This is a genomic window from Mesorhizobium sp. M00.F.Ca.ET.216.01.1.1 (assembly GCF_004010325.2).
Taxonomy (GTDB): Bacteria; Pseudomonadota; Alphaproteobacteria; order Rhizobiales; family Rhizobiaceae; genus Mesorhizobium.
Genome location: NZ_SADR02000027.1, coordinates 64930 through 88088 on the forward strand (window position 1 = coordinate 64930; position 23159 = coordinate 88088).

A 23159-nucleotide genomic window follows, 5' to 3' on the forward strand; every position below is an offset into this window, starting at 1 on the left:
GCACCATCAACCCCACGGCTTGCCCATCAGCCCGTTGGGGCGGATTGAGAGGAACACCATCAGCGCGGCGAAGATGACGAGGTAAGTGACGTCGCCATATTCGCGCAGCACGGTGAGGCCCACTGACTCCATCATGCCGAGGATGAAGCCGCCGGCGATCGCACCGCCGACGACGCCGGCACCGCCGATCATCACCATCATGAAGGCCTTGATCGAGATTGGCCCGCCGATGCCGGAATTGACGCCGGTGATGGTGACCAAAAGGCCGCCGACGATACCGGCCAGCATGGCGCCCATGGCGAAGCCGATCATCGAATAACGGTCGACCTGGACGCCCATCAATTGCGCGGCGACCCGATCCTGAGCCAGCGCCCGCATGGCTCGTCCGACCCTGGTGTACTGCATATAGAGGACAAAGGCTGCGATGAAGACCAGTGCGAGCACGCCGACGACCATACGGTCATAGGGCATGATGATGCCGCCTTCGTTGAACACGCCCTTGACGATCTTGGGGACACCGCGCTGCTTCTCACCGAACAGCAGCAGGATGACCGCGTCAAAAAAGAAGGCTGTCGCCGCCGCGAGCAGCATTGTGCTTTCTTCGCGTAGACTTCGTCTGATGACAGTTCGGAAGAGGAATTTTTCCATCAGCGCGCCGACGATGGCGAGCGTCACACCAGACGCCAGCAGCGCCACAACAAAGGGCAGCCCGAGTTGTCCGTAGATTGTGTAGGTGATGAACCCGCCCAGCACATACATCTGCCCATGGGCGAAGTTGAGCACGTTCATCAAGGCGAAGATGAGCGTGAGGCCCAGTGCGATCAGCGCATATTGGGCACCGAGATAGAATCCGTTGGCGATGACCTGTTCCATAGACGCCTTCGATCTTCCGAGGGACCCGGAACATGCTCCGGGCCCCCGGCAACACGGGAGGAAATAACCGCTGGAACCTAACCCTAATCGACCGTGCCAACGAACAGGGTCTGGAAGGCGCCGTCCTTGTACTCGTTGACCACCATCGGCACTGCGAGCTGACGCTTCTGGCCGAAAGAGGTCGTGCCAACATAGCTCAGCTTGGCGTCGCCCTTGAGGAAGGGATTGGGAGCCGAGAAGGTGTCGATGGTCTTCTTGAACTCGTCAACATTGTCGATTGCTGCCGGATTGGCCTTCAGCGTCTCGAGAATGTATTCGAGCGCGTAGACCTTGGTGTTGGACTCGTCATTGTATTCGCCGAACATCTTGGTGTAGCGATCGACGAATTCCTTCATCGTGTCGGAGGCGATCTCCGGCGTGGAGGCGCCACCAACGGAGATGAAGCCGTTGGCGTATTCGCCGGCGCCTTCCTCCAGAACCTTGGCGTCCTGCGCGGTTTCGGTCGAGATCAGGCCCTCGAAACCGAGCTCGCGGGCGGCACGGATGAGCAACGGCGCATTGGCCGGCGCAACGCCCGACAGCACGAGCAGGTCGGGCTTCAGCGCAACGATCGGCGTCAGCACCGGCGTGAAGTCGCGCGTGTCGTTCTGATAGGTGTCGTTCTGGGCGACGACCTCCAACCCGAGCGCCTTGGCTGCCTCGACACCGCTGTCGCGCTGGCTGAGCGGGTCAGACTCGTTCGCGGCGACGAAGGCAATCGTCTTCACGCCCTTCTTTTCCTTCAAGTATTTGTAGATCGCGGGGCCCGACTGATAGTTGGCGATCATGCCGAGCACGGCATTCGAGGCGGGCTTCTGATACAGCGCCTTCGGGAACGCGTAGGGGAAGTAGATGATGCCGTTGGCCTCGGCGACCGGGCGCACGGCGGCGGCACCGTCATCGACATTCGGGCCGACCACATAATGGATGCCTTCCTGAGCCATCTTCTCCATGCCGGCGATGGCGCGCTTGGGGTCTTTCTGATCGTCGAAAGTAACGATGTTGACGTTGTAGGTGGCGTCACCGATCTTGACGCCGCCACTTTCGTTGATCCAGGCGGCGCGCGTCTGCATCGAACGCACATTCGAGGTGCCCCAGGCGGCGGCAGCACCGCTGGTGACGCCGACGAAGCCGATCTTGAGTTCCTTGTTCTGGGCCTGCGCGGACGGCATGCCCGCGGCGGTCATGGCGAGAGCGGAGACGGCGCCAAGCACCATCGATTTGAGAGTCGAGCGTCGGTTGATCATTCTGGCGTTTCCCCTTTTGGTTATCGCGCTTTGTGTTTTGCTCATCGGCTGCGCGGATGTCCTAGGGAAAACCTCGATCACAAGGTTGTCAACATTTTTCTTTGATTTTGTATACAATCTCCGCAAACGGTGGGATGACCTCCTCGATATGATGGAGCTCAGAAATCTTCCCGTATATCTACGCCTCCTCGGTAACGCGGTCGGTTATCATGAGGTCGAGGCGCATATTGGCATCGACGCGCCGATGCGCCCAGATAGCCTCTACGGCGTCTCGAAGAATTTCGTCGAGAGTCTCAGCCGGCTCTACTGGGACAAGTTCGGCATCGAGACGGCGTGCCTGCGCATCTTCTCGTCCTTTCCGGAGCCGGCCGACCGACGCATGCTGTGGTCGTACCTTTCCTTTGCCGACTGTGTCCGTCTCGTCGAGGCCTCGCTCACCGCGCCGCGCGTCGGCCATACGATTTCGTTCGGCATTTCCGACAACAAGCTGAAGATGGTCGACAACAGCGGAGCGAACCATCTGGGGTTTATCCCGCAAGACACTGCCGAACCATTCCGTGCTGCCGTCGAGGCCAAGACGCCCGTTCCAGACCCGACAAAGCCTTCCGTCAAATATCTCGGCGGCTGGTTCTGTGAATTGGGGTATCCGAACGACAAAGCCTAATGTGCACCAACTAACGCTACAGGCATCCCGTCAGTCGGCCGCTGGAACTCTTCCCAAATTGCACGCCTGTTAGATCAGCGGATGCGCTGCCCTCGGCGTCGAAGATGCGGGCGCGAGTGGGCAGGAAGCGCAGCGTTATGGTTTCGCCGAAGCGCGGCTGGTCCTCGCAGCGCTCGGCGACCACCGTCTCGCCGCTCGCCAGCGCGTCATGGACGTAAGCGCTCGATCCCAGGCGCTCGGTGACGTCGACGGCAAGGGAGAGCGTGACCACCCCCGCTTTTCGTCAAGCTGTTTCCGCCTGATGCCAGCGTCACGCTGCGGCCCGCCTCGAGCCGCGTCGCCAGGTGCGAGATATCGACGCTCGCCTCGCCGGCAAGCAAGGCCTTGCCGCCGGACACGTCGCCCTGAGGAAATTCATGCGCGGCGTGCCGATGAAGCCGGCGACAAAGGCATTGTGAGCGCCGATTAGCAACAAGACCGCAGATAACCCTATGCTTTTTCAACGCTCCTAGCGCACTGTCGTTGTGCTGGTTCAAAACGCAATGCTTTGGTTGGTTCGAAGCCTTTGATAGATCGAGACCCCACCCGTCGTTTCGCGCTGAGCGTTGACGGGTAGCGTGCGGCAGTTCACCTTTCGCTCGGCTTCCCCGTCGAGGCACATTGATATTCGGAATTCCATCAAGCCCCTATGCAAGACAAGACAACTCAGGCGACAAGGCAAGCTCAAAGCAGCAATCAGAGCCATCCCGTCAGCGCGGACCTGATCGCCGTTGTGATTGCCGTGACTGACGGTGAGCCGCGTGTCCTGACAATCGGACAGGCGCGGGCTTTGCCCTCCGGCCCCTTTGAACTCGGCCATCGTTCCCTGCAGTCGGGTCTGCGGGCTTGGGTAGAACGGCAGACCGGCCATCCCCTCGGCTATATCGAGCAGCTCTACACCTTTGCCGACCGCGACCGGACTGGCGACGAGCGCGCACAGATCTCGATCAGCTATCTTGGCCTGACGCGAGAAGAGCAGGTCGAACGGTCTCCAACACATGGCTGGCGAGGCTGGTACGACTATTTTCCATGGGAAGATCACCGTGTGGGCGTGCCGCCCATCCTAGATGATATCCTCATGCCCCGACTTTTGGCCTGGGCCGACGAGGCCGAAGATCCGAACAGGCGCCATGATCGCCGGCAGCGCGTGGCATATTCCTTTGGTCTCGATGATCGCGACTGGAACGAGGAACTCGTGCTGCAGCGATACGAGCTGCTCTATGAAGCCGCGCTGGTGGCGGAGGCCACGCGGGGCCGGGACAATGGCAGTCCGCCGTCCATTCCCGGTCGGCCGATGGTTGCCGATCACCGCCGCATTCTGGCGACGGGGATCGCCAGGCTTCGAACCAAGATCAAATACCGCCCCGTCGTGTTCGAGCTGATGCCACCGGCATTCACGCTGCTGCAATTGCAGCGCACCGTCGAAGCACTCGCCGGCAGGCTCGTGCACAAGCAGAATTTCCGGCGCCTCATCGAACAACAGGACCTGGTCGAGGAGACGGGGGAGACGATGTCCGACACCGGCGGGCGGCCGGCCAAGCGTTTCCGCTTCCGCCAGTCGGTTCTGGCGGAACGAGCTGTCGCAGGGACGAAATTGCCAGTTTCACGCGCTTGACATTCCTTATGCTCAAGTTAAGCATATGCCATAATTATACTCACTTCGAGCATAAGGATGCTGGGCATGCTCAACGTCTCCGCGCGCACGGCCGCGCTTTACGACCGCGTGCGGAGGATTATCCCGCCCATCGAATGGCCAGCCTTCGCCGGCGATATCGATGCCGTTCTCGATCTGAAACGGCAGCGGAACGCGGTCATCCTGGCGCACAACTATCAGACGCCGGAGATCTTCCACTGCGTCGCCGACATCGTCGGCGACAGCCTGGCGCTTGCCCGCAAGGCGATGTCGACCAAAGCGGATGTCATCGTGCTGGCCGGCGTGCACTTCATGGCCGAGACGGCGAAGCTGCTCAACCCGCAAAAGACCGTGCTCATTCCTGACCTCAGGGCCGGCTGCTCGCTGGCGGACTCCATCACCGCCGAGGACATCCGGCTGCTGCGGCAACGCTATCCGGGTGTGCCTGTCGTCACCTATGTCAACACGTCGGCCGAAGTGAAAGCCGAGTCCGACATCTGCTGTACATCAGGCAACGCAAAGGCCGTCGTCGAGTCCCTTGGCGTTCCCCAGGTGATCATGTTGCCGGACGAATATCTAGCCCACAACATCGCTGCCCAAACCGAGGTGCAGATCATCGCCTGGAAAGGGCATTGCGAAGTGCATGAGCGCTTCACGCCGGCCGACATCCGCGAGTTGCGCGAAAGTCACCCGGGAGTCACGGTGCTCGCGCATCCAGAATGTCCGCCCGAAGTGGTGATTGAGGCCGATTTTTCCGGCTCGACCGCTGCCATGTCCGATTATGTCGAAAGGCAAAAACCGCCACGCGTCGTGCTTATGACCGAGTGCTCGATGAGCGACAATGTCTCGCTCGCACACCCTGAAGTCGAGTTCATCCGGCCGTGCAATTTGTGCCCGCATATGAAGCGCATCACACTCGCCAATATCCGCGCCGCGCTCGAGCAGAATCGCCATGTCGTGACCATTGAGCCCGCGATCGCCCAGCGCGCGCGGCTTGCCGTCGAGCGAATGCTCGCCGTATGAGCGTGGAAGATCTCGGCGGCCGGCCTGTGATCATCGGCGGCGGCATTGCCGGACTGATGACGGCGCTCCATCTGGCGCCGGAGCCGGTGCTTCTTCTGTCGAGGACGCCGCTGGGAGCTGAGGCTTCCAGCGCCTGGGCACAGGGTGGCCTCGCCGCCAGCCTCGGTGATGACGACGATCCGGCACTGCACCTGGCCGATACGCTCGCCGCCGGCGATGGGCTCTGCGATGGGGAGATGGCGAGCCGCATCCTCAACGCGGCGCCGGGCGCGATCGAGACACTGGCGGGCTTCGGAGTCCGTTTCGACCGCATACCGGAAGGGACACCTCGCCTCGGACTGGAGGCCGCGCACAGCCGGCGCCGCATCGTTCATGCCGATGGCGACGGCAGCGGACGGGAGATCATGCGCGCCCTGGTCGCGGCCGTCCGCTCGACGCCGACAATAGAGGTTGTCGAGGGCTTCGAAGCGCGCCGGCTGGCCGTGGAGGACGGCAGGATCGCCGGTGTTCTGATGAGCGGTCCGGCAGGTCCGGTATTCTTCGCCACGGGACGGGTCGTCCTCGCCACCGGCGGGATCGGTGGCCTGTTCGACGATAGCACCAACCCGCTCGGCAGTTGCGGACAGGGCCTGGCGCTTGCGGCCCGCGCCGGAGCTGCCCTTGCCGATCTGGAATTCATCCAGTTCCACCCGACCGCGCTTGACGGGTCGAACCGCCCCATGACGCTCATCAGCGAGGCTGTTCGCGGCGAAGGTGCAACGATCGTCGACGAGACAGGCCGACGTTTCCTCGACGGCGTGAGGGGGGCGGAACTTGCACCGCGCGACATTGTCGCGCGCGCAGTCTGGAACCATCTTGCCGACGGCCATCGCGTCTTTCTCGATGCCCGGGAAAAGCCCGGCCCGGCATTTGCGGGGCAGTTTCCGACGATCGCGTCAGCCTGCAGCAAGGCCGGCCTCGATCCGGCGCGTGATCTCATTCCGGTTCGCCCCGCCCAGCACTACCACATGGGTGGTGTTGCCGTGGATGGCTCCGGCCGTACTTCCGTTGCAGGGCTCTTGGCCTGCGGCGAAGTCGCCTCGACCGGGCTGCATGGCGCCAACAGGCTCGCGAGCAATTCGCTGACCGAGGCCGTCGTCTGCGCGCGGTGCGTTGCGGAAAGCCTGTCGGGAACCCCTGCCCGCCGAACAAAGCCCGCGATTGCAAGCGATTACCCCTCGCCCGATCCGACACCCGTGCGTCCTCTCCTATCGCGCGCGCTCGGCGTCGTGCGGGACGGTGAAGGCTTGAAAGCAGCAGCACGCACCTTGCTGGCGCTCGCCGAGCGCAAGGACGCGGCGTCGGATCCGGCGGCTGTTGGGCTGATGATCGCGATGGCCGCCTTGCAGCGCCGGGAAAGCCGCGGCGCCCACTACCGGACGGACTTTCCTGATCATGCGGCCGTCGCCCGACGTTCCGAAATCACCCTTCAAGCTGCCTTGGCGGCAGCGCGGGAACTCGCACCAGCGCTGGAAAGCGTCACCTGATGAACCTTTCGCCACTTCCTGCAATCATGCTCGAGCCTCTGGTACGGGCAGCTCTGCTCGAAGACCTCGGCAGGGCCGGCGACGTGACCACGGATGCCGTCGTAGCAAGGGAACACCATGCGACGACCGTGCTTTCGGCGCGCCAGCGCGGCATCGTCGCCGGGCTCGATCTGGCGATGCTCGCCTTCAGGCTTATCGACCAGAATGTCGAGATTACCGTGGAGCGAGCGGACGGTAGCGAAGTCGCGCAAGGGGAGACCATTGCGTCGGTGACCGGTCCGGCGCGCGCCATTCTCACAGCGGAACGGACGGCGCTCAATTTTCTCTGCCATCTGAGCGGAATCGCCACGGCAACGGCATCACTCGTCGCGGCGGTCCGCGGGCATAGTGCGAAGATCGTCTGCACGCGCAAGACGACGCCCGGATTGCGGGCGGTCGAAAAATACGCCGTGCGCGCCGGTGGTGGCGCCAATCACCGCTTCGGCCTCGACGATGCCATCCTGATCAAGGACAACCACATCGCCATCGCCGGCGGAATCCGCCCCGCCATCGCGCGGGCGCGGAGCAGCGTCGGCCATTTCGTCAAGATCGAAGTCGAGGTCGATACGCTTAACCAGTTGGAAGAGGCCCTAGCTCTTGCCCCCGACGCTGTCCTGCTCGACAACATGTCGGTCGACAAGCTTCGCCAGGCGGTGGCCATAGTTGCTGGCCGGGCGATCACTGAGGCGTCGGGCAGGATCACCGCCGCAACGGCACCGGCGATTGCCGCAACCGGTGTCGACCTGATTTCCGTCGGCTGGCTGACCCATAGTGCGCCGATCCTCGATATCGGCCTCGACTATCGGGAGCTTTGATCGTCGGGGCTGACCATCGCTCCGACGGCCGCGGGGCAAGTCTCAGCGGCGTGCCCGTGGTCCGAGCGGTCGGCCCCGCGCAGGACTGCGCTTGACAAGATAGCGTCGGCCCGCTCAACTTGAGGCATTCACCAGGGGAGTCCCGGCAAGGGGCTGAGATACTGCTGGCTATCGCGGCGCAGTGACCCGTTGAACCTGATCCAGTTCATACTGGCGTAGGGACGGTGCAAGCGCTTTGCGGGAATTTCCGCCCGAGGTCCTGTTTCGAGCAGGTCGACCAAAGCGTCTTTTCATCCTTCCGGCACAGAACTGGGTCTCCAATGCATGAGCAAAGGAGCCTCACGATGAACGCCCTCTCCCCCGCCGTCTCGACGGGACCGCTGCCCGCCTCACGGAAAATCCACAAGTCCGGTGCCATCCACCCGCAGGTCAGGGTGCCGATGCGCGAGATCTCCGTCCATCCAACGGCCGGCGAGCCGCCCATCACGGTCTACGATCCGTCGGGCCCCTATACCGACCCGACCGTCGACACCAGCATCGAAAAGGGCCTTGCCCGGCTTCGCCAGGAATGGATCATGGCGCGCGGCGATGTCGAGGCCCATGACGGCCGCGACGTGCGGCCGGAAGACAATGGGTTCGCGACGGGTGAGCGCCTGACGCCGGAATTTCCCATTCGCAACCGGCCGCTCAAGGCCAAGCAGGATAAGGCGGTCACCCAGCTTGCCTATGCGCGCGCCGGCATTATCACGCCCGAAATGGAGTTCGTCGCCATCCGCGAGAACCTCGGCCGCGAGGTCCTGCGCAGCAAGCTTGAGCGCGACGGCGAAGCCTTCGGCGCGGCGATCCCCGACTTCGTCACGCCGGAATTCGTGCGTGACGAGGTGGCGCGCGGACGGGCGATCATTCCCGCCAACATCAATCATCCCGAGAGCGAGCCGATGATCATCGGCCGCAATTTCCTGGTGAAGATCAACGCCAATATCGGAAACTCGGCGGTCACCTCGTCGATGGCCGAGGAAGTGGAAAAAATGGTCTGGGCGATCCGGTGGGGCGCCGATACGGTGATGGACCTGTCGACCGGCCGCAACATTCACAACATCCGCGACTGGATCGTGCGCAATGCGCCGGTGCCGATCGGCACGGTGCCGCTCTATCAGGCGCTCGAAAAGGTCGGCGGCATTGCCGAGGATCTGACCTGGGAGGTCTACCGCGACACGCTGATCGAACAAGCCGAACAGGGTGTCGACTATTTCACCATCCACGCCGGCGTGCGGCTGCACTACATCCCGCTGACCGTCGACCGGGTCACGGGCATCGTCTCGCGCGGTGGCTCGATCATGGCCAAATGGTGTCTTCACCATCACCGGGAAAGCTTCCTTTATGAGCATTTCGCGGAAATCTGCGACATCTGCCGCGCCTATGACGTGTCCTTTTCGCTCGGCGACGGCCTTCGTCCGGGCTCGATCGCCGACGCCAACGACGCTGCGCAATTCGCCGAGCTGGAAACCCTCGGCGAGTTGACCAAGGTTGCCTGGGCGAAGGATTGCCAGGTGATGATCGAGGGGCCTGGTCACGTGCCGATGCATAAGATCAAGGCGAACATGGACAAGCAGCTCGCCGTCTGCGGCGAGGCGCCTTTCTATACGCTTGGACCGCTGACGACCGACATCGCGCCGGGCTATGACCACATCACCTCAGGTATCGGCGCCGCCATGATCGGCTGGTTCGGCACCGCCATGCTCTGCTATGTCACACCGAAGGAACATCTCGGCCTTCCCGATCGCAACGACGTCAAGATTGGCGTGATCACCTACAAGATCGCGGCGCATGCCGCCGACCTGGCGAAGGGGCATCCGGCGGCGAAAGTCAGGGATGACGCCCTTTCCCGCGCGCGCTTCGAGTTCCGCTGGGAGGACCAGTTCAACCTGTCGCTCGACCCCGAAACCGCGCGGTCCTTCCACGACCAGACCTTGCCCAAGGAGGCGCACAAGCTGGCGCATTTCTGCTCGATGTGCGGGCCGAAATTCTGCTCGATGCGGATTTCCCACGACATTCGTGCCGAAGCGCAGAAGGAGGGCATGGCGGCGATGGCGGCGAAATACCGCGAGGGCGGCGATCTCTACGTGCCGGCGGACGAGACCGGCGCACCGCTGGTGCCGGAGGCGCATGAGCGGTCATGAGGGTGCTGGTCAAAGGGGCCGGCGTCGCCGGCCTCACCGTCGCCTTCGAACTCGCCACGCGCGGCGCGGCTGTGACCGTTGCCGAGACAAGGCATAGCCTTGGCGGCAATGCGTCATGGTTCGCCGGCGGCATGCTGGCGCCATGGTGCGAGCGTGAAAGCGCCGAGCAGCCGGTGTTTGATCTCGGACGCAACGCCGCCGACTGGTGGGATGCGGTAACGCCAGGCCAGGTCACGCGGACCGGAACACTGGTCGTGGCCGCGCCGCGCGATGTGGGCGAACTCGAGCGGTTCGCCAGCCGCACCTCGGGTCATCGGCGTGTCGATGAAAATACAATCGCGTTGCTGGAGCCCGATCTTGCCGGCCGCTTCCGCAGCGGATTGCTGTTCCCCGACGAAGCGCATCTCGACCCGCGCCGGGCGATAACGGCACTTCATGACAAGCTCGCGGCCATGGGCGTCGAATTGCGCTTCGAAGCAGACGCCCCGACTGTTTCCGGTTTCGATCGCCAGATCGACTGCACGGGAATGGCCGCGGTCGACGACAGGCTACGCGGCGTTCGTGGCGAGATGCTGATCCTGCATACGCCTGATGTCTCGCTGTCGCGCCCGGTCCGGCTGCTTCATCCGCGCTTTCCGCTCTACGTGGTGCCGCGCACCGACCACCGTTTCATGATCGGCGCGACGATGATCGAGAGCCAGTCCACAGGACCGGTCACGGCGCGTTCGATGATGGAGCTTTTGGGCGCGGCCTATGCTCTCCATCCGGCATTCGGCGAAGCTGGCATCATTGAGACCGGCGCCGGTGTTCGGCCGGCCTTCCCAGACAACCTGCCGCGTGTCGAGGCCCATGGAAGCACCGTCGTAATCAACGGGCTTTATCGCCATGGCTTTCTTCTCGCGCCCGCCATGGCGCGCCAGGCGGCCGAACTGGTTTTCAATCAAGACGGAACCAAGGAGCTTGCTCATGAAACTGACCGTCAACGGCGAAGCGATTGAGATTGATGCCCCAACGCTGGCGGCGCTGCTCGCGGCGCTTGACTACGAAGGCGATTGGCTGGCGACGGCCGTCAACAGCGACCTCGTTCACAAAGCCAAGCGGGCGGAGTTCCAGTTGAGCGACGGCGACCGGATCGAAATCCTCTCGCCGATGCAGGGAGGCTAGCATGTTCGAGCTTTTCGGAACGTCGCTTCCCTCGCGGCTGCTTCTCGGTACGGCTCAATATCCCTCGCCGGCCATCCTTGCCGACGCGGTCAAGGCGTCTGGAACGTCGGTGGTGACCGTCGCGTTGCGGCGTGAAATGGCAGGCGGCAGGGCCGGCGAAAAATTCTGGTCGCTGATCCGCTCGCTCGGCACGAGAATCCTGCCGAACACCGCCGGCTGCCACTCCGTCAAGGAAGCGGTCACGACCGCGAAGATGGCGCGCGAAGTGTTCGGCACGAGCTGGATCAAACTCGAAGTGATCGGCAATCACGACACGCTGCAGCCGGATGTCTTCGGCCTGGTCGAAGCCGCCCGCATCCTGTGCGAGGACGGCTTTTCGGTATTCCCCTATACCACCGACGATCTTGTTGTCGCCGAGCGGCTGCTGGAGGCGGGCTGCCAGGTCCTGATGCCGTGGTGCGCACCGATCGGTTCCGCTCTCGGGCCAGTCAACATGACGGCGCTGCGCTCGATGCGTGGACATTTCCCTGGCGTCCCGCTGATCGTCGATGCGGGCCTTGGGCGACCATCGCATGCGGCGACCGTCATGGAGCTCGGCTTTGATGCCGTGCTGCTGAACACGGCGATCGCCAAGGCGGCCGATCCGGTTAGCATGGCGCGCGCATTCGGCAAGGCGGTCGATGCCGGCCGTGAAGCCTTCTGCTCGGGAATGCTCGAACCGCGCGACGTCGCCGTGCCGTCGACACCGACGATCGGCAGGGCGGTTTTCTCATGAAGCTCGATCCCTTCTACCTGATCGTCGACAGCGCTGCCTGGATCGAGCGGCTGGTCCCGCTCGGCGTCAGGCTGGTGCAGCTTCGCATTAAGACCATGGACGAAGCCGGGTTGCGCGCGGAGATCCGCAAGGCGAAGGCTTTATGCGCCCAGCACAAATGCCAGTTCATCGTCAACGACCATTGGCGCCTGGCAATCGAGGAAGGCTGCGACTTCGTCCATCTCGGCCAGGAGGATTTGCAGACCGCCGACCTCGCGCGGATACGGGCTGCCGGCTTGAGGCTCGGGCTCAGCACGCATGATCATGCCGAACTGCAAACGGCAATAACCGCCGAGCCCAACTACATCGCGCTGGGCCCGATCTATCCCACCATCCTGAAGAAGATGAAGTGGGCGCCGCAAGGGCTGGAACGGATCAGCGAGTGGAAGTGGAAGCGGCGGGTCGCGCCGATCCCATTGGTCGCCATTGGCGGCCTCAACCCTGACCGGCTCAACGGTGTTTTCGCAGCCGGCGCCGACAGCGCGGCAGTGGTCACCGACATCACGTTGAATGCGGATCCCGAAGCGCAGACGCGGCAATGGATCGAAAAGACAGAGCAATGGCGCTGAGGCGAGACCCGCATGTGCTTGTCATTGGCGGATCGGATTCCAGCGGGGGTGCCGGAATTGCACGCGATATCGAGACGATCGCTTCCATTGGCGTGCGCACCTGTCTTGCCGTCACCGCGCTAACGGTGCAGACGCACGAAGCCGTCGTGGAAATTCATCATTCGCAACCTCGCCTGGTGGCCGATCAGATGCGGGCCGCGCTGCAGGCGAACAAGGTAGAGGCCATCAAGATCGGCATGCTCGCGACGGCTGAGACCGTCGGTGCCGTTGTAGCCGTTCTGCGTGAAAATTCGCAGGTGCCGGCAATACTCGACCCGGTGCTGGCCTCCTCATCAGGCCGGGCGCTGCTGGAAGCGAGCGCGATCCGCGTCATGACACGTGACCTCATGCCGCTTTGTCGTCTCGTCACCCCAAATCTCATCGAGCTGGCGCTCCTTGTCGGCGCGGAGCAAGCGGTCGACGAGGATGGCGCGGTCAAGCAAGGCCAGGAACTCTTGGCCGCCGGCGCGCAGGCCATTCTGATCAAGGGCGGCCACGCAGCGGGACCCCGATCGACCGATATTCTGATGAGCTCCGATCAAGAACCAGTCCGCTTCGATACACCGCGCCTTGCTCCGTCGACGCGCGGGACGGGATGCATGCTGGCCAGCGCGATCGCGGCGCATCTGGCAAGGGCGAAGTCGCTTGAAGACAGCGTGCGCAAAGGCAAGCTGTTTGTCTACGAGAGGCTTCAGAAGAATGCAGCCGAATGACCGTGGCTTCATGCTCAAGACGATCGGCTGCAGTTGAACGGGCGTCCGTCTTTCGAGACCTCAGCTGTTGAATAACCGTCATGGGCCGCGAATCAGGCCCGCCGATTTGCACGCCATAGTACGCGATAGCCCTCTGCGAGGCTGAACGGGATTTACTTCCTAAACAACGACGTGTCAGATCGGCCAATAGTCAGGAAGGAGTGTAGGAAATGGCAGACAGCATCTGACATGCACCGAAAAACGGACTTCGCGAGGGCTACCGTTTCTACGCTGCTGCCGTCCCCCTACTCCCACTCGATTGTTTCAGCCCGTGATAACCGACTGATTTTGAAAGGCAATTTATTTTCACCCAACACACGTGCCGCCGGGAATACCGTCAAAAATCTGGGCTTTTGATTTCATTTATGAATTTTCGCTATTCGCGATTTCCTTGCTTTCGCTGACTATCGATAGGCCCGATCAATTTCTTCTTCGCAGACCGGCACTGATCCCCTTGGCGGCAGTACGAAAAATACCGTCATTGTCCAACTTGCGTCAGCAGCAATGCCACGCGGCGGCGCGAAGGCACCCGTTTGCTAGGTGGCGCCCCAAGGCGCGGAAGTGCCGTTTGTCTAGGTTCGAATCACGGACATGCAACCACCGATACCGACATTCGCTGGTGGTGGAGATTTAACAACGTCGGGCCGCATTGCATGGATCAATGTGGTGGGCCTGGAGGGCACGTCCAGTTCCGGTGAAAGTGGCGCCAGCGGATCAACCTACTCGAAGCGGCGATGCTGGCAGGCTAAACGGGAAAGAGCGGACCCCGGCGATCAACACCGGGGCTCCGCGAACCGGTAGCGATGGGACTACGCGGCTTCCTGAAGAGCACGTTGATTGACACCACCCTCACCGAGTCCGGACAGCGCTTCGTCCGTTGCGACCTCTTCCTTGAGTGTCGCTTTGAGAAGGGTGACAACGTCGCTCTTTCCCATCTGCTCTGCCCAGGCGATCAGCGTACCGTAGCGGGCGATCTCATAATGTTCGACGGCTTGGGCAGCGGCGACAAGTCCGGCATCGAGTGCAGGAGCGCCCTCGTATTCCTCAAGGATGTCTGAGCCTTCTTCGATGATGCCGTCGATCGCCGGACAGGTCTTGCCGCGCGCTTGCTTTCCGAACAGCTCGAACACCTCCTCGAGGCGGTCGACTTGGCCTTCGGTTTCCATACGGTGTTTCTCGAAGGCGGTCCTCACTTCTTCCGATTCCGCACCCTTCGCCATTTTCGGTAGGGCTTTCAGTATCTTCTTTTCAGCATAGTAGATGTCTTTGAGTCCATCCAGGAACAGGTCCTCAAGACCTTTGGTTGCCGGCTTCGCGGCTTTTTTGGTAGTCGCCATGGTTGTCTCCCGCAGAGGTTGGAGCAGCCTCCCCAAAAATGGAGGCGTTCGATAACCCACCGCTCGGAAACAAGTTCCCGGACGATTCGAGACCGCTGGAGATTCTTTTTTTTGGCGCCTCTGGGTAGCCTCTTCCGGTGCACCAAAGAGGTTGCTCTGGCGAGGGGTACCTCTCTCAGATTTCTGTTGCTGAGATCGAATGACCCGCCCGATCGGCCCGTATCCCATGCGAAGGGCACGGCCTCCTGTGTCCAGAAAAGCCCTACTGCGCTAAAGCCGGCGAAGCATTTTTTATGACTGTCTCGGCGACCGCTGAGCCGCCTCACGCGATTGTTGAGATTCTCCCGGCAAGATGAGCGCCCCCCCACTGGGTCTCGAATATTCAAACCCAATAAAAAAAGCTGTAAGAATCAGCGCGCAGATGATTGCAATTGCTGCCACTGCGGTTCTGGACAATGGCTTACGCGGTTCCCGATCTTGCAAGGCTGCATCAGCCCACTTTGCGCAATACATCCAAACGCCGCGTGCAGCACGAGGTTCCGATTGGGCTCCAGCCTACGGCACATCATCGTCCCAGGGAGGGAACCACTGCGTGCATTCGGGTCGCGGAGACGCCCTACTAGGCAATAGGTAGATGACGACGAACGCCTTCAATATCTTCTTGCTGGCGGGGGTACCGCATTGAACATTGACACAGTAGAAAGATAGCGCTCCCCGGATAGGCGGCGCTCCCGGTCGGCAAGGCGATCCTCGGTTCGACAGGTGACTCCGCCGGACACACGCTGCAGACGCTTAATGCAAACCACCGTCTGGCCGAGCACGGCGGCCGCACTTATTCGGATGCTCACCGAGAGCGAATAACAGTTGTGGCCAACGGGCTCACCAAGCTTTTTGCGGTCTTGGCGAACTGCTGAAACGCGATTTCCCGGCAGACCGTCATAACCTGCCGATGAGTACCGATTCTATGGTAGATCCTGCTTGAACAGCGGTGCGGCAAGATTGTCCAACATCCGGAGAGCCGAGCTCCGCTTGGTCGGATGTAGCAGCCGTTGTCGCCGCGCTGCCTTCTTGAATGCGTCGAAGGCAACCTCGGGCTTGCAGACGCCCTCCTTTGCAGCGGCTATCAGGCGCTCGGCGTTCTTGTAGACGTCCGCCTCTTTGCTCCGCCATTCCCCTGCGAGCGCTTTCTCAGCATCGCAGAGTGACGAAACCAGCATGGAGTGTCCATCTAGGAAGGTGATCTTAAGCGGAAGATGCTTACCCATTTCGAACATTGTCTATTTGATGGGTCGGGATTGATGGGCAGGGCGCAGTCCAACCTCAAGCTCGTCCGTGCTGTGCAACCAGTGGACAGCGTCGAGTGTCGCGGGCAGATGGTCCAAAGGATGATTTGATAGCAAGCCGATCGCTCTAACCGAAAATGCGCCGCGGACAGCGAGCAACAATTTCATTTTGTCCTCCGACTTTCGACCACCCATCAACACCAATGGGAAGTGTTTTGTTCCCGCAACCTACTTGGTGCGGAGCGCAGAATCCCACGCCTTCAGGAGGCGGACAGCTACGCGAAAACTCTCAGGGTAAGCCGTCGGGATGCCGCTGCAATGCAGGCCAAGCTGAACGAGATTGTCGTAGCGCTCGAAGCCACCCGCAACGACAGAGTTGGACTGGAGCGTGTATGCCTGAACAAATCGACGCCGAGTTAGAAAACCGCGCGCAAACCGCGTCAGGCGCTCCTCCCGTCTACATCAAAAGTGGCCAGGTAGCGCACTCAATGAGTACTCCGCCGTTTGGCTTCAGCACATCGGTTCCTGAATTCCTCCACTTCGGCTTCGGTCAGGTGCTCTATGCCAATGAAGTCATTTTTCCCGTGACCAGAACGTATCAATTCGTCGAGCTTGGCCTGGATTGCCGCGCCATCCCGATTCTGAGTGTTCTGGATGAGGAACACCATCAAAAAAGTGATGATCGTTGTTCCGGTGTTGATCACGAGTTGCCATGTTTCAGAGAAGCCGAAGTAAGGTCCGGACACAGCCCAGAGGACGACCGACGTCAGACAGATGGCAAAGGCCCACGGTGTGCCGGTGGCGTGGGCGACCGCCTCCGCCATGCGGTTGAAGGCTTTTTCCAATTTTCACCCCTGAAAATATGCACTCGGCGATCGACTATCGCGACTGGAAGCCGCGCCACCTGCTTGTGAACAAACATGCCCGTTCTTGAGGGTCGGCCGACGCTCGAGAAACATAGGTTATGAATCCGGTCCAGATGGTGATAACGGAATCAACTTCATATTCCTCGTCTCCAGGACCCGGTCACGGTTATGGAAGTTCCGCTTATTTTGTCGTCAGGCATCGTGGATCCCACTAAAGAATTTTGCTCGTTAGTTCGATGACGATCGAGCCCCCATCGGCCGTAGCACGGTCAGGCACATGGACTACTCGGTAACGCGCAAGCTCAGAGTGTCTCCATCGATAGCCATCGAGACGCTTTCACCGATCATGGGGCACGGCCTGGAAGGGCACCTCATAAATGCACTGACCGTCGTCGACCGTAACGCGAATCGTCATTTAAATCTCCTGTAAGCATTGCGCGTAGATCGAAGGAAACTGTCGCCAAGGGCTTTGTTACCGCTCAATCGCCAAATAGTTCGTCGGCTCCATAGCGCCTGGGAACAGCACGCAACGCTATCTGCCATACCGTGACAGTCGGTGGGGATGGTGCGTCGGCCGCTCTCCGCGGTTGGCCACGCCAGAGTCCAGGGGTGGAGCAGAGTCAATGCTGGCTTTGGCCGAAGCGCTGCTGAGTGTGGTCGTCGATGGATGCAGTTCCGGTCCTTGCCTTCTGAAGGCGATCGCTGCCAAGAACGCGGCTGCCGCTGCGTCACACGCCGTCCGCGACGGTCCATTTGCGGAGATCACGACCCCGGCAGCTCGCAGAGAGAGGCCGTGCTTCTTCGCGAAGAACTCAACGTCATAAGGGTGATTATCGGACTCCGCGTCCAGATCGCTTTTCTTCTTGCCCATCGCCACGGTTTACGCGAGCCCAACAACCGTGCCTATAACAAATGTTGGTGCTTGTACCGCATTGGTACGGCAAGACTAGCAGTATGAGCACACGCGGCGCTGATTTTCTTTACCGCTGGATCTCTACGCATATGCCTGAGGGGGCGATCGACGATCCGGTATTGGTCGTAACCGACTTGGCGGAAGGGGCCATGAAGGCGGCCGATGCAGAAGGCATCGCCAACGGCGAGATCGACGAAGAAATCGGAAGCGTCTACGAAGCGATTATTCATGCCTTGCGGCATCGACAGGGCGGACTAGCGGATTGAAACAAACAGAGGCTCCGGGACACCGCCGCAGCCCCCACAAACAGCTCTTGCGAAAAGTTTATCGCGGCTCACGCACCATGCTGAGATAGGTTGGATCGAATTCGGCGATCTCCTGCAGCCTATCCCAATTCAGAATGGTTACAACGTGGTTCGCCCAGCTTACCACCCCGACTTTACGCAACGCACCAATCACGCGGTTCATATGAACAACGGAGAGACCGAGCACGTCGGCCAGTTCGGCCTGTGACAGTGGCAGTTCAAAACTCATGCCATTGGTGCGTTTCACGACCTGCAGTCGCACGAAAAGCTCGCAGATAAGGTGGGCAAGATGCGCCGTCTTCGACCGTCGCCCCATCGCCACGATCCACTCGCGATGGATCGCGCCATCTACAAGAGTATTAAGCCACAACAACCGGGTCAGGTGTGGGGCTTGCTCTGTGATAACACGCAGCCGGGCGTGCTCTGCGAAAATCACTCGACAGGGCGATAGAGCCATTATGCCATGGTCCATGTTTTTCAGAAGGAAAGCGTGAAGGTCGGCAAAATCGCCAGGCACTTGCAGCGACGTGAACTGCCGACCACCATCCTCCAACACCTTGTAACGGGCAGCCAGGCCCTCAAGAATCAATGTGCTGTACGTCGGCCTCGATCCTGCTGAGACCAGATCTTGCCCGGGAGAAAAAGCCCTCTCGAACGACATGGCGCCGGCTAAGAGAGCCTTTTCCGCGTCTGAGACGAAATCATGCTGGCCGAGGTTGAGATATAGGGACTGAAGCATCCTAGCCTCCAGCAATCGTGTTTTGAACGCCGACCGCCGAGGGAATTGAAGCACACTGCGCGGCTTCAGGCCTCTAGGCCTTCGGAGCATGACGGACATTTACAATCGTTAGAATGCGCCCTGTCAGCCTCAAATACCATCGCCACGGAACAGGTGGTCGACGCGACCAAAGCGAAGACGACGTCGTTGCCCTCGCAATTCTTGCTTCGGCCTCGCGGAAGGCTGTGCTTCGGGAATAATCACTTATCGGATTTGATGCTCTCGTCCGCTGCAACGTTGCCTCTAGTTGTTTGTTGGGAAGCAAGAGGCAAAATATGTGGAATCTGGCGAAAGAAGGCCGGGCGATTCTTACGGAGAGCACCCTCGGTTTCATCAATGACAATGGCTTGAGTCATGGGGCAGCAATGGCGTTTTATGCCACGACCTTCCTTGCGCCGATCCGGCTCATCGTTATCGCTATCGTTGGCCTGGCCTTCGGACACCATGCGGCACAATTAGCATTGTTGGCTCAGGTCGCCGACCTGATGACCGCTGTTCATTGATAAAAATCACATCAGACGCGGTCAACGGATGCCCCAATGCGAACGTGAACCTTAGCTCAAATTACGATTTTGATCTGATCGAGGAATTTGAGCGTTACCCGAGTGTCCTAAGGAGCTGCGAAGTTCCTTTGCCGCAGCTACCAGCTTTCCGCGGTTGCTTCCACATCTCTTAATTAGCTCATGGACTTGCGCCGGGGTGATGCCGTTCTGCCGTGCAAAATGCATTACTACGTAAGCCTCGCTGCCAGAGATTCGATCCCGGTCACGTGGATAGACCTTCGCCGCGTCGGCCGTCATGCTTAGTCTCCTTTGGTGCGCCATATGCTTGGGCAACGCAAAAGCTGCTATTTAGTTTCGCTTATATGAATGCTAATGCTCACTTACTGCATCCGGGACGATGGCTGCGACGGATGGACGTCGAGACGGACAGAATTTGCAGTTCTGCTGCCAATCGGGAGACTCGCTTGTTCGGCCCGCCGTCCTTTCCAGGGCGGGGGCCTGTCAAGCTGGGGAGGCGACGGTGGTGAGGCCTCTCGCCGTCCTGGTTCGCGCTTAGTTTGCAACTGCAAGCGGCGCTTTCTTGCGAGCAGGCCGGCGGCGCATGCGACGTTTGGCGGCCACCTTCAGCGCAACCGGCGGCTCGTGCGACAGCGCGCCGAGCACGGCGTCGACCATGCCATGTGCGACGAAATCGGCGTTGATGTCGGTTGCCAACCTGGCGGCTGTGTTTTTTTCGTCGCTGCCGGGTTCGGACCAGAACACGATGCCTACGCGCAGAGCCGGCTTGGCGCGCTTCAGCCGACGAACCAGGAAACGGGCATGCTTTACGGAGTCCCGGTTCAGGAATCCGACCACGACGGTGCCGACAGCGTCGAGCTCAAGGCGGCGAATGCTCGCCGGTTCCATATCGGCAAAGCTCGTCTTCGACACCGTCGCCCCCTGGATCTCGAGCACTTGCGCCAGCATGGCGGCGGCGGCATCGTCGAGTTCGCCGCGCCCGCCGGCACACAGCACCGACATGTCCGTTCCGTCAGGCAGTTCGGTATCGTCCACGCCCTCCTCTTGAGCCTCCTTGTCATCGCGCGAGCCTGTCTCCTCGGCCGCAACCGGGTCATCGTCCTCGTCAGCTTCCTCCTTTGCGCTGTCGTCGAGGTTTGCCACCAGCGTCTGCGCACTGGCCGCCACCTGGCGCCTTTGCTGGTCGCCCATCACGCCGCGGATGCGGTCTTGCTCGCCGAGCAGAAGCGCTCGAATGGCGACCCTGTCGTAGAACTCGACCAGATACTTCTCCTCCAAGATCTCCTCAGCGTGGTCGGTGGCTTCCTCGGGATCGCCGGCCAGCAGCCGCTGGTAGAGCCTGGCATGGGGTTCGAGCACGGGCTCGTTTCCGAACAGCACATCGAGGAACTCGAACTGCGGCACGTGTCTGCCGAGCACCACGAGGCAGACCGTAAGCGGCGTCGACAGAACCAGACCCAGCGGACCCCAGAGCCAGGTCCAGAAGATCGCCGCAACAATGATGGCCAGCGGCGAGAGCCCGGTGCGCGAACCGTAAAGCCACGGTTCGATAACATTCCCGGTGACCAGTTCCATCACCACGAACAGCGCGACGGTCCAAAGCAGCAAGGACCAGCCAGGCGCCACCGCCAGCGCCAGGAACAAGGGCAGCAGCGTGCCGATGACCGGGCCAATATAGGGAACGAAGCGCAGGGCCAGCGCCAGCAATCCCCAAAGCAGTGCATTGGGTATGCCCAGAACCCAAAGCCCGACTGTAATCGGTATGGCGTAGACGATGTTCACGACGAGCTGCGTGAGCAGGTATTGGCCGACCCGCTTGCCGGCATCCTGGAGCGCCTCGGTGGTTCGATGAAGATCGCCATAGCCGACGAGGCGTATGAAACGATCGCGCAGGTCCTCCCGCTCGAGCAGCATGAAGATGACGACGATGACGATCAGGCCCGCAGATGCCAGCGGGCTGATCAGCGGGCCGATCAGATTCTGGAGAACCTGGAGCGGCCTTTCGCGCGCGACGATCTCGACAGGTACAGGCTCGCGCCTTGGCTTGTCCGCGGCAGGGGGCGAAGGGTCCTGCTGGTCGATCTCCTGGCCGACGCGCTCGATCACCCCGCTCAGCCTGGCTATGATCCCTCCACCCACGCCGGTTTCTTTGAGAGACCTGACCTTGGTCAGGATGTTTGCCTGGTAGAGTGGGATGTTCTGCGCCAGTTCGCTGACTTGCGTGGCGACAATGAAGGAGAACAGCGCGAGCACTGTGAATGCGCCGAGCACACTGACGACTACGGCAGGAAGGCGGGGAATGCCGGCTCGCTTGAGTGCAGATACCAGGGGCGCAAGCGCGAAGGTCAGCAGCAGCGCGATTGCGATCGGCAGAAAAACCTCGCGCCCGAAATAGAGGGCGGCGACGGCCGTCACGACAGTCGCGACTGTGGGCAATGACGTGCGCGGTTGGGCCCTGGCCGCGGAAAAAATGCCCGCCAGCCCGGGGCCCGAGGAGTGCATGCCGTTTCGACGATTGGCCGCCACTTGATGTCTCCGCCCTGCCAATCGTAATGATCAGGCATATTTAACCGGCGCGCAACTTTTGCTCCTTTGCGCGCCATGGAGCCTACGGAGTCTCGATGGTGTGCGTGCCTTATTCTGGAATCCAGGGTTGATACCAACGTGGGTGGCCATCGGGTTTGTAGACTCAAGGTTGAATTAGGCCAATCGGCTATGACGGGCCGGGAGCGGCTCCGGTGAAAGGCGCGGGCTTCTCGGGAAAAACGAATAGCGGAATGGCGAAGCATGGGCAGCTTTAGCGTTCCTGCCACGCAGGGCTTTTTTGCTTCGGCCCGGAACCTTTAGCGACCGCTAATCTTCATTCCCCGGTAACAGATATCGCTCGGTATCTGTCGAAGATCGGATGGAAACGCCGATCGGCCCGCGCCCTCATTGCTGCCGCTAGAGGCGTGGGCCTCTATTTGGAGGCCAGGAAAGTAGAAGAATTCCGTTGTGATGCAGAGGAGGAAGCCATGAACTGGGATCAAATCAAGGGAAAATGGATGCAGATCAAAGGCAAAGCCAAGGAGCAATGGGGTGATCTCACCGACGATGATCTCGACCGCATCGAGGGCAATCGTGACCAACTCGTCGGACGTCTTCAGGAGCGTTATGGAATCGCCAAGGAAGAGGCAGAACGCCAGATAGACGACTGGTCCAGAAGGATCAGCTGAGCGTACAGATTCAAGGTTGGCGCGTGGTCGGCGGAACTTTGGATGCTGCCCGCAGTTTCGAGAGGATAACGTCACACGCCGAAAGGATGAAGAGATGAAGACACTCACCGCTATTTTGCTCGCCACCTCTATCATCGGCCTGACTTCAGGCGCGGCGAGCGCCGCCTGCCCTGACACGACCGCATCGATCGGCAGCAAAGCTCAAACGGGTATCGCAAAGGACGGAACGCGCGCGCCCCTTGAAACCGATGCAACGGCTAACGTCGATGGCAGACTCGAGGGAGGTCCCGCGAACAAGGACGGCAACACCATGCCGCTAGCCAACCAGGAAAGCGGCGGAAACAAAAACCTTGCCACCTCGCAGCAGGACATAGAGGCGCAGCAGAAGGGCGATAAGACGGCGGCGGCCAAAGCCGACACCGACTGCAAGGACAACTGACGCGGATGGAGAGGTACAGGTCGCCTCTCGCGATATGTTATCCTGCCAATCGCTGTCCCGGCAATTGATGCCTCGTCAAATTACTG

The 23159-nt window shown here is 60.9% G+C and carries 24 protein-coding genes and 1 riboswitch; of the genes, 15 read left to right on the plus strand and 9 right to left on the minus strand.

Translation table 11 applies throughout. From position 1 onward, the window contains the following. Nucleotides 1-6 precede the first annotated feature (6 nt). Together EN859_RS28295 and EN859_RS28300 are read right to left on the minus strand one after the other, a co-directional pair. Complete coding sequence (locus tag EN859_RS28295; RefSeq protein WP_127856011.1) at nucleotides 7-873, minus strand: branched-chain amino acid ABC transporter permease; 867 nt, start codon at nucleotides 871-873, stop codon at nucleotides 7-9. Between the two features lie 83 nt (nucleotides 874-956). Next, nucleotides 957-2159: an ABC transporter substrate-binding protein gene (locus EN859_RS28300; protein WP_127856012.1), complete on the minus strand. Its 1203-nt coding sequence runs from the start codon at nucleotides 2157-2159 to the stop codon at nucleotides 957-959. Between EN859_RS28300 and EN859_RS28305 the strand changes: the two genes are divergently transcribed. Next, the gene (locus tag EN859_RS28305; RefSeq protein WP_245525740.1) at nucleotides 2152-2823 is read left to right on the plus strand and encodes a hypothetical protein; all 672 of its coding nucleotides are present in this window, start codon (nucleotides 2152-2154) and stop codon (nucleotides 2821-2823) included. The genes EN859_RS28300 and EN859_RS28305 overlap by 8 nt on opposite strands. A 16-nt stretch (nucleotides 2824-2839) precedes the next feature. Here the strand turns inward: EN859_RS28305 and EN859_RS28310 are convergent, their stop codons facing one another. Then, entirely contained in the window at nucleotides 2840-3094 is a 255-nt protein-coding gene (locus EN859_RS28310) for a TOBE domain-containing protein (protein WP_127856013.1), read from the minus strand. 417 nt (nucleotides 3095-3511) lie between these two features. On the opposite strand from EN859_RS28310, the gene EN859_RS28315 reads away from it, so the two are divergent. The 10 genes from EN859_RS28315 to EN859_RS28360 all read left to right on the plus strand — a co-directional run bounded on the left by EN859_RS28315 (nucleotide 3512) and on the right by EN859_RS28360 (nucleotide 13377). Beyond that, on the plus strand, nucleotides 3512-4477 hold the full coding sequence (locus EN859_RS28315; RefSeq protein WP_127856014.1) for a hypothetical protein: 966 nt from the start codon (nucleotides 3512-3514) through the stop codon (nucleotides 4475-4477). A 66-nt stretch (nucleotides 4478-4543) separates the two neighbouring features. After that, a complete protein-coding gene (gene nadA, locus EN859_RS28320; RefSeq protein ID WP_127856015.1) occupies nucleotides 4544-5518 on the plus strand; it encodes a quinolinate synthase NadA in 975 nt (324 codons plus the stop codon). Next, nucleotides 5515-7044 (plus strand): L-aspartate oxidase, encoded by a 1530-nt coding sequence (locus tag EN859_RS28325; RefSeq protein WP_127856016.1) that lies wholly within the window; start codon nucleotides 5515-5517, stop codon nucleotides 7042-7044. The genes nadA and EN859_RS28325 overlap by 4 nt, the downstream gene beginning before the upstream one ends. Then, nucleotides 7044-7898, plus strand: coding sequence for a carboxylating nicotinate-nucleotide diphosphorylase (gene nadC, locus EN859_RS28330; protein ID WP_127856017.1), 855 nt, complete (start codon nucleotides 7044-7046; stop codon nucleotides 7896-7898). The genes EN859_RS28325 and nadC overlap by 1 nt, the downstream gene beginning before the upstream one ends. A gap of 123 nt (nucleotides 7899-8021) precedes the next feature. Continuing rightward, nucleotides 8022-8138: riboswitch (TPP riboswitch) on the plus strand. 104 nt (nucleotides 8139-8242) lie between these two features. Further along, nucleotides 8243-10078: a phosphomethylpyrimidine synthase ThiC gene (gene thiC, locus EN859_RS28335; protein WP_127856018.1), complete on the plus strand. Its 1836-nt coding sequence runs from the start codon at nucleotides 8243-8245 to the stop codon at nucleotides 10076-10078. Further along, nucleotides 10075-11076, plus strand: coding sequence for a glycine oxidase ThiO (gene thiO, locus EN859_RS28340; protein WP_127856019.1), 1002 nt, complete (start codon nucleotides 10075-10077; stop codon nucleotides 11074-11076). Before thiC ends, thiO begins: the two co-directional genes overlap by 4 nt. Then, complete coding sequence (gene thiS, locus EN859_RS28345) at nucleotides 11045-11242, plus strand: sulfur carrier protein ThiS (protein WP_127856020.1); 198 nt, start codon at nucleotides 11045-11047, stop codon at nucleotides 11240-11242. Before thiO ends, thiS begins: the two co-directional genes overlap by 32 nt. 1 nt (nucleotide 11243) lies before the next feature. Next, the gene (locus EN859_RS28350; RefSeq protein ID WP_127856021.1) at nucleotides 11244-12017 is read left to right on the plus strand and encodes a thiazole synthase; all 774 of its coding nucleotides are present in this window, start codon (nucleotides 11244-11246) and stop codon (nucleotides 12015-12017) included. Next, the gene (locus EN859_RS28355; RefSeq protein ID WP_127856022.1) at nucleotides 12014-12625 is read left to right on the plus strand and encodes a thiamine phosphate synthase; all 612 of its coding nucleotides are present in this window, start codon (nucleotides 12014-12016) and stop codon (nucleotides 12623-12625) included. Before EN859_RS28350 ends, EN859_RS28355 begins: the two co-directional genes overlap by 4 nt. Further along, complete coding sequence (locus EN859_RS28360) at nucleotides 12616-13377, plus strand: hydroxymethylpyrimidine/phosphomethylpyrimidine kinase (RefSeq protein ID WP_127856023.1); 762 nt, start codon at nucleotides 12616-12618, stop codon at nucleotides 13375-13377. Before EN859_RS28355 ends, EN859_RS28360 begins: the two co-directional genes overlap by 10 nt. Nucleotides 13378-14225: 848 nt before the next feature. On the opposite strand, the gene EN859_RS28365 is transcribed toward EN859_RS28360, so the two are convergent. The 3 genes from EN859_RS28365 to EN859_RS28375 form a co-directional block, all read right to left on the minus strand. Next, nucleotides 14226-14753: a ferritin-like domain-containing protein gene (locus EN859_RS28365; RefSeq protein WP_127856024.1), complete on the minus strand. Its 528-nt coding sequence runs from the start codon at nucleotides 14751-14753 to the stop codon at nucleotides 14226-14228. A gap of 962 nt (nucleotides 14754-15715) precedes the next feature. Further along, the gene (locus EN859_RS28370; RefSeq protein ID WP_348632951.1) at nucleotides 15716-16027 is read right to left on the minus strand and encodes a DUF982 domain-containing protein; all 312 of its coding nucleotides are present in this window, start codon (nucleotides 16025-16027) and stop codon (nucleotides 15716-15718) included. A 494-nt stretch (nucleotides 16028-16521) separates the two neighbouring features. After that, entirely contained in the window at nucleotides 16522-16881 is a 360-nt protein-coding gene (locus EN859_RS28375; protein ID WP_245525742.1) for a low affinity iron permease family protein, read from the minus strand. A 975-nt stretch (nucleotides 16882-17856) separates the two neighbouring features. On the opposite strand from EN859_RS28375, the gene EN859_RS28385 reads away from it, so the two are divergent. Next, nucleotides 17857-18081, plus strand: a complete 225-nt coding sequence (locus tag EN859_RS28385; protein ID WP_127856026.1) for a DUF768 domain-containing protein — start codon at nucleotides 17857-17859, stop codon at nucleotides 18079-18081. A 58-nt stretch (nucleotides 18082-18139) separates the two neighbouring features. On the opposite strand, the gene EN859_RS28390 is transcribed toward EN859_RS28385, so the two are convergent. Further along, complete coding sequence (locus EN859_RS28390) at nucleotides 18140-18859, minus strand: Crp/Fnr family transcriptional regulator (protein WP_127856027.1); 720 nt, start codon at nucleotides 18857-18859, stop codon at nucleotides 18140-18142. Between the two features lie 314 nt (nucleotides 18860-19173). Here EN859_RS28390 and EN859_RS28395 point away from each other — a divergent pair, with 314 nt between their 5' ends. Continuing rightward, a complete protein-coding gene (locus tag EN859_RS28395; RefSeq protein ID WP_245525743.1) occupies nucleotides 19174-19401 on the plus strand; it encodes a hypothetical protein in 228 nt (75 codons plus the stop codon). Between the two features lie 51 nt (nucleotides 19402-19452). On the opposite strand, the gene EN859_RS28400 is transcribed toward EN859_RS28395, so the two are convergent. Continuing rightward, nucleotides 19453-19722: a DUF3606 domain-containing protein gene (locus EN859_RS28400; protein ID WP_348632953.1), complete on the minus strand. Its 270-nt coding sequence runs from the start codon at nucleotides 19720-19722 to the stop codon at nucleotides 19453-19455. 231 nt (nucleotides 19723-19953) lie between these two features. Continuing rightward, nucleotides 19954-21945 (minus strand): AI-2E family transporter, encoded by a 1992-nt coding sequence (locus EN859_RS28405; RefSeq protein ID WP_189502292.1) that lies wholly within the window; start codon nucleotides 21943-21945, stop codon nucleotides 19954-19956. 488 nt (nucleotides 21946-22433) lie between these two features. Between EN859_RS28405 and EN859_RS28410 the strand changes: the two genes are divergently transcribed. Both EN859_RS28410 and EN859_RS28415 read left to right on the plus strand, forming a co-directional pair. After that, complete coding sequence (locus EN859_RS28410; protein ID WP_127856045.1) at nucleotides 22434-22634, plus strand: CsbD family protein; 201 nt, start codon at nucleotides 22434-22436, stop codon at nucleotides 22632-22634. Nucleotides 22635-22728: 94 nt separating this feature from the next. Continuing rightward, complete coding sequence (locus EN859_RS28415) at nucleotides 22729-23073, plus strand: hypothetical protein (protein ID WP_127856029.1); 345 nt, start codon at nucleotides 22729-22731, stop codon at nucleotides 23071-23073. The last annotated feature ends 86 nt before the right edge of the window (nucleotides 23074-23159 follow it).

Coding starts and splice junctions, on each gene's coding strand:
- EN859_RS28295 (WP_127856011.1), bottom strand. CDS start 873: ATGGAACAGGTCATCGCCAACGGATTCTATCTCGGTGCCCAATATGCG.
- EN859_RS28300 (WP_127856012.1), bottom strand. CDS start 2,159: ATGATCAACCGACGCTCGACTCTCAAATCGATGGTGCTTGGCGCCGTC.
- EN859_RS28315 (WP_127856014.1), top strand. CDS start 3,512: ATGCAAGACAAGACAACTCAGGCGACAAGGCAAGCTCAAAGCAGCAAT.
- nadA (WP_127856015.1), top strand. CDS start 4,544: ATGCTCAACGTCTCCGCGCGCACGGCCGCGCTTTACGACCGCGTGCGG.
- EN859_RS28325 (WP_127856016.1), top strand. CDS start 5,515: ATGAGCGTGGAAGATCTCGGCGGCCGGCCTGTGATCATCGGCGGCGGC.
- nadC (WP_127856017.1), top strand. CDS start 7,044: ATGAACCTTTCGCCACTTCCTGCAATCATGCTCGAGCCTCTGGTACGG.
- thiC (WP_127856018.1), top strand. CDS start 8,243: ATGAACGCCCTCTCCCCCGCCGTCTCGACGGGACCGCTGCCCGCCTCA.
- thiO (WP_127856019.1), top strand. CDS start 10,075: ATGAGGGTGCTGGTCAAAGGGGCCGGCGTCGCCGGCCTCACCGTCGCC.
- thiS (WP_127856020.1), top strand. CDS start 11,045: ATGAAACTGACCGTCAACGGCGAAGCGATTGAGATTGATGCCCCAACG.
- EN859_RS28350 (WP_127856021.1), top strand. CDS start 11,244: ATGTTCGAGCTTTTCGGAACGTCGCTTCCCTCGCGGCTGCTTCTCGGT.
- EN859_RS28355 (WP_127856022.1), top strand. CDS start 12,014: ATGAAGCTCGATCCCTTCTACCTGATCGTCGACAGCGCTGCCTGGATC.
- EN859_RS28360 (WP_127856023.1), top strand. CDS start 12,616: ATGGCGCTGAGGCGAGACCCGCATGTGCTTGTCATTGGCGGATCGGAT.
- EN859_RS28365 (WP_127856024.1), bottom strand. CDS start 14,753: ATGGCGACTACCAAAAAAGCCGCGAAGCCGGCAACCAAAGGTCTTGAG.
- EN859_RS28370 (WP_348632951.1), bottom strand. CDS start 16,027: ATGTTCGAAATGGGTAAGCATCTTCCGCTTAAGATCACCTTCCTAGAT.
- EN859_RS28385 (WP_127856026.1), top strand. CDS start 17,857: ATGAGCACACGCGGCGCTGATTTTCTTTACCGCTGGATCTCTACGCAT.
- EN859_RS28390 (WP_127856027.1), bottom strand. CDS start 18,859: ATGCTTCAGTCCCTATATCTCAACCTCGGCCAGCATGATTTCGTCTCA.
- EN859_RS28395 (WP_245525743.1), top strand. CDS start 19,174: ATGTGGAATCTGGCGAAAGAAGGCCGGGCGATTCTTACGGAGAGCACC.
- EN859_RS28400 (WP_348632953.1), bottom strand. CDS start 19,722: ATGGCGCACCAAAGGAGACTAAGCATGACGGCCGACGCGGCGAAGGTC.
- EN859_RS28410 (WP_127856045.1), top strand. CDS start 22,434: ATGAACTGGGATCAAATCAAGGGAAAATGGATGCAGATCAAAGGCAAA.
- EN859_RS28415 (WP_127856029.1), top strand. CDS start 22,729: ATGAAGACACTCACCGCTATTTTGCTCGCCACCTCTATCATCGGCCTG.